Source organism: Chitinophaga sp., from assembly GCF_035761305.1.
Lineage (GTDB): Bacteria > Bacteroidota > Bacteroidia > Chitinophagales > Chitinophagaceae > Chitinophaga.
In genome coordinates, this window is record NZ_DASTRI010000168.1 from 1 (window position 1) to 9,953 (window position 9,953).

At 52.4% G+C, this 9,953-nt stretch carries 8 protein-coding genes; 3 read left to right on the forward strand and 5 right to left on the reverse strand.

What is annotated here, in order from left to right; genetic code table 11:
- Positions 1-333 precede the first annotated feature (333 nt).
- Together VFS25_RS14360 and VFS25_RS14365 are read left to right on the forward strand one after the other, a co-directional pair.
- Positions 334-1,410, forward strand: coding sequence for a ketoacyl-ACP synthase III (locus tag VFS25_RS14360; protein ID WP_326462849.1), 1,077 nt, complete (start codon positions 334-336; stop codon positions 1,408-1,410).
- A 42-nt stretch (positions 1,411-1,452) separates the two neighbouring features.
- Positions 1,453-1,899: a cold shock domain-containing protein gene (locus VFS25_RS14365; RefSeq protein WP_326462850.1), complete on the forward strand. Its 447-nt coding sequence runs from the start codon at positions 1,453-1,455 to the stop codon at positions 1,897-1,899.
- Positions 1,900-1,975: 76 nt separating this feature from the next.
- Here VFS25_RS14365 and VFS25_RS14370 read toward each other — a convergent pair whose 3' ends face one another.
- From VFS25_RS14370 to VFS25_RS14385, 4 genes are all read right to left on the reverse strand, one after another.
- Positions 1,976-5,155, reverse strand: a complete 3,180-nt coding sequence (locus tag VFS25_RS14370; RefSeq protein ID WP_326462851.1) for an error-prone DNA polymerase — start codon at positions 5,153-5,155, stop codon at positions 1,976-1,978.
- 17 nt (positions 5,156-5,172) lie between these two features.
- Positions 5,173-6,675 carry a DNA polymerase Y family protein gene (locus VFS25_RS14375; protein WP_326462852.1) on the reverse strand — a complete coding sequence of 501 codons (1,503 nt, stop codon included), beginning with the start codon at positions 6,673-6,675 and terminating at the stop codon, positions 5,173-5,175.
- Between the two features lies 1 nt (position 6,676).
- The gene (locus VFS25_RS14380; RefSeq protein WP_326462853.1) at positions 6,677-7,408 is read right to left on the reverse strand and encodes an Error-prone repair protein ImuA; all 732 of its coding nucleotides are present in this window, start codon (positions 7,406-7,408) and stop codon (positions 6,677-6,679) included.
- Positions 7,409-7,685: 277 nt separating this feature from the next.
- The gene (locus VFS25_RS14385) at positions 7,686-7,913 is read right to left on the reverse strand and encodes a dodecin family protein (RefSeq protein WP_326462854.1); all 228 of its coding nucleotides are present in this window, start codon (positions 7,911-7,913) and stop codon (positions 7,686-7,688) included.
- A 121-nt stretch (positions 7,914-8,034) separates the two neighbouring features.
- Here VFS25_RS14385 and VFS25_RS14390 point away from each other — a divergent pair, with 121 nt between their 5' ends.
- Positions 8,035-9,387 (forward strand): erythromycin esterase family protein, encoded by a 1,353-nt coding sequence (locus VFS25_RS14390; protein WP_326462855.1) that lies wholly within the window; start codon positions 8,035-8,037, stop codon positions 9,385-9,387.
- 9 nt (positions 9,388-9,396) lie between these two features.
- Here the strand turns inward: VFS25_RS14390 and VFS25_RS14395 are convergent.
- Positions 9,397-9,953, reverse strand: a 557-nt coding sequence (locus tag VFS25_RS14395; RefSeq protein WP_326462856.1) for a hypothetical protein, incomplete at its 5' end; no start/stop codon positions are given.

Below are 9,953 nucleotides of genomic sequence, written 5' to 3' on the forward strand. Positions count from 1 at the left end.
AATGCCGGAGCAGGAAGCCGCCGAAAACGCCATCAGGGCATTAAACGGAAACATAATAGACGGGCGCGCTATTAATGTAACAGAAGCAAGGCCCAGGGAGGAAAGGAGCAACAACTACTCAAGGCGCTGGTAACAGCGGGAAAAACAGCTATTGCCGCTTTTAATATTCTTTAACCTACAGCTTGCCGGTCTTATAAATGACCGCAACTGTTACAAAAAAAATGGAGTGGCCTTTGATATGCAGTTTAAAAAGTGTATTGTTAAAAACTGAATAGCACATATGCTGCAAATAGTACGCTTTTTAAACTGTTTTCAAAAGCAAATTAGTTGAATATGATTTCAAAGTATCAATCTGTTATAACAGGCACCGGAAGTTACATTCCACCCTGCATTCAATCTAATAATGAGTTTGCAAACAATATTTTTTATTCAGAAGATAAGCAGCCTATTCCTACTCCCTCACCGGAAATAGTGGATAAATTCAGGAAAATCACCGGTATTGAAGAACGCCGGTATACCACAGATGACCTCAACGCATCGGATATTGGCAGTATGGCAGCCCGTATAGCCATAGCCGACAGCGGCGTTAACCCGGAGGAAATTGACCAGATCATCGTAGCCCATAATTTCGGGGATGTTGCCAAAAATACAGTACAGTCTGAGATGACCCCCTCACTGGCCAGCCGTATCAAGCACAAGCTGGGTATTACCAACCCTGCCTGCATTGCCTATGACCTTATTTTCGGTTGCCCCGGATGGCTGCAGGGCCTCATACAGGCCGACGCCTTTTTTAAAGCAGGTATTGCACGCAAAGCGCTGGTCATTGGCACTGAAGTGCTGTCGAGGGTAATAGATGTATATGACCGCGACAGCATGATATTCAGCGATGGTGCGGGTGCTGCTATACTTGAATACCGCGAAGCCCCCGACGGCGCCGGTATGCTGGGCAGCCTGTCCGTAACACACGCCATGGAAGAAATAGATTACATTAATACCGGCAGCGCTTACCTGCCGGAAAAAGACCCTGCCGTACAGTACCTGAAAATGAAAGGCCGCAAAGTATATGAATATGCGCTTAAACACGTGCCGGCAGCCATGCGGCAATGCCTTGAAAAATGCGGCATACCGGTGCAGTCGCTGAAAAAGGTATTCATACACCAGGCCAATGAAAAAATGGATGAAGCTATTGTAAAAAGGATGTTTGAGCTGTATGACGTACCGCTGCCGGAAAATATTATGCCAATGAGCATTCATTGGCTGGGCAATAGTTCAGTAGCTACCATACCTACTTTGTATGATCTTGTGCGGAAAGAACAGGTGGGCGGCCATCAGCTGTCCCCGGGCGATGTAATATTATTTGCATCTGTTGGCGCAGGAATGAATATAAACGCGGTTTGCTACCGGTATTAATATATGCCTCATCATTAATGAATAACTAAAACCAACGTAATTATGGCAATGACATGGAACAAAAAAGAAAGAGAGCAAAAAAAACGGCAGGAGAAAAAGAAAAAGGAAGAACGTAAGCAGGAGCGGAAGAATAATGCAGTGAAAGGCAAGAGCCTGGATGATATGATGGCTTACCTGGATGAAAACGGCAACCTTACATCAGAGCCGCCGGATCCGCGTAAAAGAGAGGCGGTGAAGCTGGAAGACATTAACATCAGTGTTCCCAAACAAAAAGCGCCCGATCCTGATGAGCTGTTAAGAAAAGGGGTGGTAACGCTTTTTAACCATCAAAAGGGATTTGGCTTTATTAAAGACCTTGAAACCAAAGAAAGCCTGTTTGTGCATACCAGCGCAACAAAAGATGTGCTGCATGAAAACAACCGGGTGATTTTTGAAATGGAAAAAGGCCCTAAAGGGCTTACGGCCGTGAATGTACGGCTGGATAAATAAATTCCCGTTATTACCTATCCTCCTGCCACGGCCATGGCAATGCGTTACAGCTTGTGGCGCATGCCTGGTAAGGGAATTATTTAAAATTCCTGGCCCTTGCAAATACTTCCTGCTGTATAGGCTCATGCGCCTGCGGGGTAACAGGAAAGGGCAGGGGGGCTTCCTGCGGGGTGGTGAGCACCCGCAGCAAACCGGTAAAATTATAGCAACGCTTTACAATTACGTGTATTACTTCGCCTTCGCGCTGCAGGGTACCTTCTACCATTAGCAGCCGGGATTGCAGTATCTCTTTACGATAGGCAGCAAACAGCTTTTGGAAAACCACCAGGTTGGCGCACCCGGTTTCATCTTCAATGGTAATAAAGCAAATACCGGCTGCGGTGCCTGGCCTTTGCCGTACCAGCACCAGGCCGGCTACTTTTACCGGCGCCCCATCGCTAAGGGTGTTAAGGGCTGCAACAGGCAATATATGCAGCTGCTGCAGCTTTTCACGCACAAAGCTTACAGGGTGCGCTTTAAGGGAAAGGGAGGTAGATACGTAATCCTGCGCTACATGTTCCGCAGCCGACATTTCCGGCAGGGTTACCGTTGTTTCTGCAGCGCTTTCAGAAGGTGTGCCTGCAAACAGCGCAATGGGCCTGTCGTGCAGGGCTGCCACTTCCCATAGCGCGCGGCGCCTGTCGAGCCCCAGCGAGCGGAAGGCATCCGCATCGGCCAGCTTTTCCAGCGTTCTTTGCTGCACGCCCGCATCCCGCAGCGCCGGTATATTCGTATAGCCGTTGCCGCGTGCGTTTACCAGGGCCTGCACATCATCTTCCTGCAGGCCTTTAACCTGGCGGAAGCCCAGGCGCAGGGCATATGGAGCCGCTGCTTTTTTTTCCAGCGTATTATCCCACATGGAGTGGTTCACATCTACCGGGCGTACCTCCACGCCATGGTTTTTTGCATCTGCAACAATCTGCGCCGGCTGGTAAAAACCCATTGGCATGCTGTTAAGCAGGGCGCAGGCAAAAACATCGGGGTAATGATACTTGAGCCACGATGAAACATATGCCAGCAGCGCAAAGCTAACGGCATGGCTTTCGGGGAAGCCGTAGCTGCCAAAGCCTTCCAGCTGCTTAAAAATGCGTTGTGCAAAATCTTTGGTGTAGCCTTTTTCCATCATACCGTTTACCAGCTTTTTTTCAAACTGGTTGATGGTGCCTACTGATTTGAATGTGGCCATGCTGCGGCGCAGCTCATCTGCTTCTGCAGGCGTAAAGCCGGCAGCAACAATGGCAATTTGCATGGCCTGCTCCTGGAACAGGGGAACGCCGCAGGTGCGATACAGTATCTTCTCTAATTCTTTTGAAGGATATGTTACGGCTTCCAGCTTATTACGGCGGCGCAGGTAGGGGTGCACCATATCGCCCTGTATGGGGCCGGGGCGAACAATGGCTACCTCTATCACCAGGTCATAAAAGCAGTTTGGCCTTAAACGGGGCAGCATGGCCTGCTGCGCGCGGCTTTCTATCTGGAAAACGCCAATGGTATCGGCATGGCTTATCATTTCATACACCGCCGGATCGTCCTGCGGTACATTCGCCAAAGTTAAATGCCGGTTGTGATGCTGTGCTGCCAGGTCAAAAGCTTTGCGGATGCAGGTAAGCATGCCCAGGGCCAGCACATCTATTTTCATGAAGCCCAGCGCATCAATATCATCTTTGTTCCACTCAATGCAGGTGCGGTCTTCCATGCGTGCGTTCAATATGGGGCACAGGTCCGAGAGCTTGTCCTGCGTAATTACAAAACCGCCGGTATGCTGCCCCAGCTGGCGCGGAAAGCCCATAAACTGGCCGGTGAGCTGCAGCACCTTGCGCAGCAGCGGGTCGTGGGGGTTTAAGCCGTGCGCTGTAAGGCGCTGCTCATCAAACCATTCTTCCGAATGCTCCCATATAGCGCCGGAAATACGGTTAATGGTATCTACCGAAAGGCCCATAGCCTTGCCTACATCGCGGATGGCGCCTTTCTGGCGTTGCTGCGTTACCGTAGCCACAATAGCGGCACGGTCGCGCCCGTATTTTTTGAAGATGTATTGTATCACCTCTTCCCGGCGCTCATGTTCAAAATCCACGTCAATATCCGGCGGCTCATTACGGGCCGCTGAAATGAAGCGTTCAAATAACAGATCAAATTTTGTTGGGTTAACAGATGTAATCCCCAGGCAGTAGCAAACCGTGGAGTTGGCGGCAGAGCCGCGGCCCTGGCACAGGATGCCCTGCTGCCGCGCAAAACGTACAATGTCATGTACGGTTAAAAAGTAAGCGGCATAGTTCATTTTTTCAATAAAGTTCAGCTCATAGCGGATGCTGGTGTTGATTTGCTCCGGTATATCATTATCAAACCGTTCCCGTGCGCCTTCCAGCGTAAGGTATTCCAGCTCCTGCTGCGGGGTGCGGCCTTTGGTGGTCAGCTCTTCAGGATATACGTATTGCAGGCTGCTGAGCTGAAACCCGCAGGCAGCGGTAATTTCCTGGGTGCGTGCAATAGCATCGGGGTATCGCCTGAAAAGGCGCAGCATTTCAGGTATGGGCTTCAGGTGCCTTTCTGCATTGGGATGCAGCCGCAGGCCGGCTTCCTGTATCGTGCATTTTTCCCGTATGCAGGTGAGCACATCCTGCAGCTCACGCCGTTGGGGGTGATGGTAATGCACATTGTTGGTGGCTACCAGCGGCACCTGCAGCTGTGCGCCCAGCTGCGCCAGGCAGTACAGCTTTTTGGCATCATCGCCATGGTAGGCGCGGCTGGCTGCCAGGTAAAGCTGCGTGCCCAGCGCATCTTTATATTCTTTCAGCGCCTGCCGGAAGGCAGGCGCTATTTCAAAAGCCGGCGTTAAAGCAACCGGCGGCACTGCAATAAATACCATGCCTTTTGCATGTGCATATACATCTGCCTTAAACAACTCGCATTTACCTTTTTCCGTGCGCAGGTTGCCCAGGGTAAGCAGGGCCGAAAGGCGGCTATAGGCTGCTTTGTCCGTAGGGTAGGCCAGCAGGGAGGGGCCATCCTGCAGGTCCAGCCGGCAGCCGGGGATAACACGTATGTCTTTCCCTTTTGCGGCGGCATAGGCGCGTACAATACCAGCCAGCGTATTACGGTCTGTAACTGCAATGGCTTTATAGCCATAGTCCAGCGCCTGCGTTACCAGCTCCTCCGGGTGGGAGGCGCCGCGCAGAAAGCTGAAATTGGTGGTTACCTGCAACTCCGTGTAGCTCATACCTGAATCATTTTCCTTTATGCAAAAAAGCCATGAATAAACCAGCGGGGCGGCTCACTGCCGCTGTAATGGCCCAGCCTGAACAGCCAGTAACGGCGGCCCGCTTCATCTTCCACTATGTAATAATCGCGGTGGGGCCCTGCCTCCAGCCACCACTCCTGTTCAATGCGTTCCGGCCCGTCTGCTTTTTTAATGTTGTGCAAGGCGCCTTTGTAGCGGAACAGCATGGGCGGATAATCCGGTATGGGCGCGCTTACCTCTACCGGTTCGGGCCGGGGCAGCAGCTGTATGGGGCGGGGATGGTCGGTTGGCCAGCCGGTAACCGGTTTTTCTGTAAAGGAGGCGGTAGCCTGTATGCTGCGTTCGGGCCAGTAATGGGGCAGGGGCAGGTAGCGCCGGATGGCGGGTGCGCCTGCTTTTCCGGCCAGCCGGTCTGCCAGCTGCGCCAGGCCAATGCTTTCCAGGCTGCAGCCGGTTGTCCACAGGGTTTCCTGCTGAGGGGCCACATCTTCCACATCCGGCGCTTCCAGTATAAACAGCTCAATACCCAGGTCCGGCTCAATAGCAGCTATTTTATGCTCAAACAATTTCAGCAGGTGCGCAACATTATGCGATGCGCGATGGGTGCCTGCCTGCACCTGCTCTATTTTTCCATCCAGGCGGTAAGCTTTTAGCACAGCGGTGCGCAAGCCTTTGCCTTTTTGCTGCAGGCTGCTGCAAAGCACAGTCAGCAACCGTTCCAGCGCAATACCTATGCCCGTTGCCGTTAGTATGGGCTCCAGGCAGGGCAGGCGTTCCTGCCAGGGCTGTACCGGCTCCAGGGGCTGCAGCGCCTCATCTTCCCGGCCCAGGGCCTGGTCAAGCCGGTACAGCAGCTCCGGCCCAAACCGCCGGCGCAGCACCGCGCGGGGCATTTCAATAAAAGTGCTGATGCGGGAAAGCCCCAGCTTTTGCAGCCGCTCCAGTATCAGCGGGTCCAGGCGTAAAGCAGCCGGTGGCAGGGCGCTGAGGGTGCGGGCTTCATGACCGCTGTGGATAACAGATACCGGCTGCCCGTAGCGGGCTGCTGCCCAGGCGGCGCCAATAGTGCCGGCCATGGCTATACGTATATGATAGCCGTAGGCTTTTAAACGGGCGGCAATGTCATCCAGGTAGGGAGCTTCTCCGCCCCAAAGGTGCGCGCAGCCGCTGGCGTCCAGCAGCAGGCCATCCGGCAGGTCGGCGGCCGCTGTTGGGGTGAACCGGATGCACCATTTACACAATGCGCTTAACAGCTGTGCAGCCAGCCCGGGCCTGTTGTTAAATACCTGCAGGTCAGGTATCAAGGCACGGGCGTCGGCCACTACGGCGCCAGCATGTATGCCCTGCGCCTGCGCGGTTTTGCTGGCAGCGGTTATCACCAGGCGCCCGTGATCCGGCGCGGCCACTACAAAAGGCAGGTGCTGCAGTTCGGGCCGGCGGATAACCAGCCAGTCTGTTAGCAGGTGCGGGAACCATATTGCAACAAAGCGTTTGGCCATGCTATCCTATTTTACGTATGCGTACGGGGTTGGGTAATGCTGTGTTTTCCGTGATGACCCGGAACCTGTTGGCAGCCCATTCCACCTGCCAGGCACCGGGTTTGCCGTTGCGCACCTTTACCAGCCCTACCTGCCAGCGGGGAAAGCCTACCCCCGGCATGCCATTATCTGCCATGCTGGCCAATGGTGTAATTCTCCAGCGTGCCACGCAGGCAATGGCATTCAGGTCGCGGGGCTGGTGGCGCAGCAGAAAGCCTGTTACCCGGCTTTGTTCTGTGGCCAGCTGCAGCCGCCTGGATGCGGTGAAGCTAATGTCTTTCAGCTCGGCTACCACGGCTGCCAGCCCTTCGCATTTCAGGGCTTCTTCCGTGGCCCACAGCACGTCTTTTTCACGCTGCAGGTCTACAAACACCACCTGGTCGGGTATTACGCCAAAGGCTTTTAACGCAGGCGGAAAAAGGGTGCGCGTTGCGCTGATCCATATACAGGCGCCGCCCCGCTGCATCAGGTGGCCCAGCAGGCCGGCCACAAAGCCGCCGGTAGCTGCTGTGTGCTCAACGGCATCGCTTAAAAATTCATGTATGGCGCCGGTAGGAAAAACAGCGTTAGGGAAAGCTTTTTCCAAAGCGCCCAGGCCCATTTGTACCGTTGTATTGGAGGGCGGTTTAAACCCATGCAAAAGCAGGAGCTCCTGCTGTAATTGTTCTATGATGGCTTTTTTAGCGGCAGACATGGCGGCGGTTTAGCATTTTCCCGGCAATTGTATTGCCAATATTTTTAGCAATATTATGCTAAAAATAGTAGCTATACAATGCTATTAACATCCGGATATTGATATGATATTTATAAGCAAATGATTTTCAGTAAGGAAGATGGATTATTCAGCGGTTATTTTTTTATAGGGTTGTGGCGGCGTTAACAAAAGCACATCCGGGTCATGCATATTTGCATGTACCGGTGTGTGCCATGTTTGGCTCCCCCTCTTATTAACGGCTACATATGCGCGGGTATTAACCGTGCTTTTGCTGCTGCGCAGCTTCATCAATCCTGAAAGATACTTTACAGATCACCCCGTAAGAAGCTATTTTACCGTCCTTTACATGTACCTTCATATCCTTCACAAACACAGAGTCGATGTTATGAATGGTTTTAGACACTTCTGCTACCGCATTAACAACGGCATCATCAAAACTCTTTTCTGAAGAAGCGATGATCTCAATTACTTTTACGATAGACATAGCATTAATTTTTGGTACACTATACCTGCATAAAAACTACGCCAAACCTTATTTATTCAAATTCAGCAATAGCCATTTAGCCGCCAGCCTGTAAAAGACCATAGCAGCCTCATTCACAGGCATGAGAGAAAAGACCACAACGCCGGTGATTTATACCAACAACAATAACCGGGCAGGTACAATAATTGCGGCCGTGTTTAAAAAGCATATGTACTCCTTAACAGATACCGCCAGCCTGGAGCCCTTATTACAAGATATGAACGACCGGCGTATTGTAATGCTGGGCGAAGCCTCACACGGTACGCATGAATACTATACCTGGCGCGCCGCTGTTTCAAAGAAGCTGATACAGGAAAAAGGGTGCCGCTTTATAGCCGTGGAAGGCGACTGGCCGGATTGTTACCGTATTAACCGCTACGTAAAAGGATATGCAGACGCCGGCGATAATATCCGCGATATACTGGAGTCATTTGACCGCTGGCCTACCTGGATGTGGGCCAACTGGGAAATAGCTGCGCTGGCAGAGTGGCTGCGCGAACACAACCGCCATTTGCCGGTTAACCAAAAGGTAGGCTTTTACGGGCTGGATGTGTACAGCCTGTGGGACTCTATGCATGCCATGATGCATTACCTGGAAAAAGAAGATCCGCGTGCAGCCAGGTATGTAAAGCAGGCCATTGCCTGCTTTGAGCCGTTTAATGAAGATGAGCGCCTGTATGCCCGCTTTTCACTGAATGACCATAGCTGCCGTGATGCGGTGCTGAGCCTTTTAAAAGAGGTGAGAATGAAAGCGCAGTTCCTGGACAGCGACCCCGAAGCTGCGCTTAATACCGAGCAGAACGCGCTGATTGCCGTAAATGCCGAAAGCTACTACCGCAGCATGATAGGGTTTGATAACAACAGCTGGAACATCCGCGACCGGCATATGATGGACACACTGGACCGCCTGCTGCTGTTTCACGGGCACGGCTCCAAGGGCATTGTGTGGGAGCATAACACCCATATCGGGGATGCCAGGGCAACCGACATGGCCAGGGCAGGGATGGTGAACATAGGGCAGCTGGCGCGCGATATGTATGGTAAGGAAAATGTGTACCTGGCCGGTTTTGCCAGCTATGAAGGCACTGTTATTGCAGGCAGCGAATGGGGCGCACCCATGCAGGAAATGGAAGTACCGCCGGCCCGGGAGCAAAGCATTGAAGCCGTGCTGCACCAGCACGCAGTGCACCCCGGCAACGACTGCTACATTCTTTTCAGTGAGGATAAAGATGCGCTGTACCGGTCGCGCATCCCGCACCGTGCTATTGGCGTGGTATATGACCCGGATATGGAAAGGGCGGGCAACTACGTGCCCTCTGTGCTTGCCGAACGTTATGATGCGCTTATTTACCTGGACCAAACCAGTGCGCTGCACCCGCTGCACATGCATCCGCAGGATGAAAAGCTGCCGGAAACCTATCCTTCAGGAATGTAAATTGCCGGCTTACTTGAACTTTTCTTCTTCCATCAGCCGCAGGGAAAACAGCATCTCTACCATGGTGCGCTGCAGGGTGTAATACCAGCCTGCCCAGCCGCTGAAGATCAGCCGTTTTACAAACAGGCAGTAAAAAAATATGAAAATGGGGGCCAGTACTTTTGTTCTGCGTATTTTATTCAGCACGGAGTTACGGTCGGGGTTAGCGGGGTCCAGCAGCTTATGGCACTCGCGTATGGAGTAGCCGTCCTGGTTGCTGAGCCACCTGCTGAGCGATTTGCGGTCGTCATGCAAAATGCGGCCTTTATAGGCGCCTGTTTTTCCGTTTATCCGTAAGCGGTGCGCGTGCCCGTCGTCATAATAAGTGCCCATCACCCGCTGGAACAGCACTGTTCTTGGAGTGGTGTTATTGCTTACCAGCTGCCGCCCGTAAATAAGAAATTCAAATTTGGTGTCATAACCTACTATATCGTTATTGTTTGCCGTTACAAACTGCCTGGTTTCTTCAATAAACTTATCTGTCAGCACATAATCGGCATCCATGCTAAGCACCCATTTAGCGTCAA

What these genes read in the sequence shown, in the direction of transcription:
- VFS25_RS14390 (WP_326462855.1), top strand. Translation starts at nt 8,035, where the DNA reads ATGAGAGAAAAGACCACAACGCCGGTGATTTATACCAACAACAATAAC.
- VFS25_RS14375 (WP_326462852.1), bottom strand. Translation starts at nt 6,675, where the DNA reads ATGGCCAAACGCTTTGTTGCAATATGGTTCCCGCACCTGCTAACAGAC.
- VFS25_RS14360 (WP_326462849.1), top strand. Translation starts at nt 334, where the DNA reads ATGATTTCAAAGTATCAATCTGTTATAACAGGCACCGGAAGTTACATT.
- VFS25_RS14380 (WP_326462853.1), bottom strand. Translation starts at nt 7,408, where the DNA reads ATGTCTGCCGCTAAAAAAGCCATCATAGAACAATTACAGCAGGAGCTC.
- VFS25_RS14370 (WP_326462851.1), bottom strand. Translation starts at nt 5,155, where the DNA reads ATGAGCTACACGGAGTTGCAGGTAACCACCAATTTCAGCTTTCTGCGC.
- VFS25_RS14385 (WP_326462854.1), bottom strand. Translation starts at nt 7,913, where the DNA reads ATGTCTATCGTAAAAGTAATTGAGATCATCGCTTCTTCAGAAAAGAGT.
- VFS25_RS14365 (WP_326462850.1), top strand. Translation starts at nt 1,453, where the DNA reads ATGGCAATGACATGGAACAAAAAAGAAAGAGAGCAAAAAAAACGGCAG.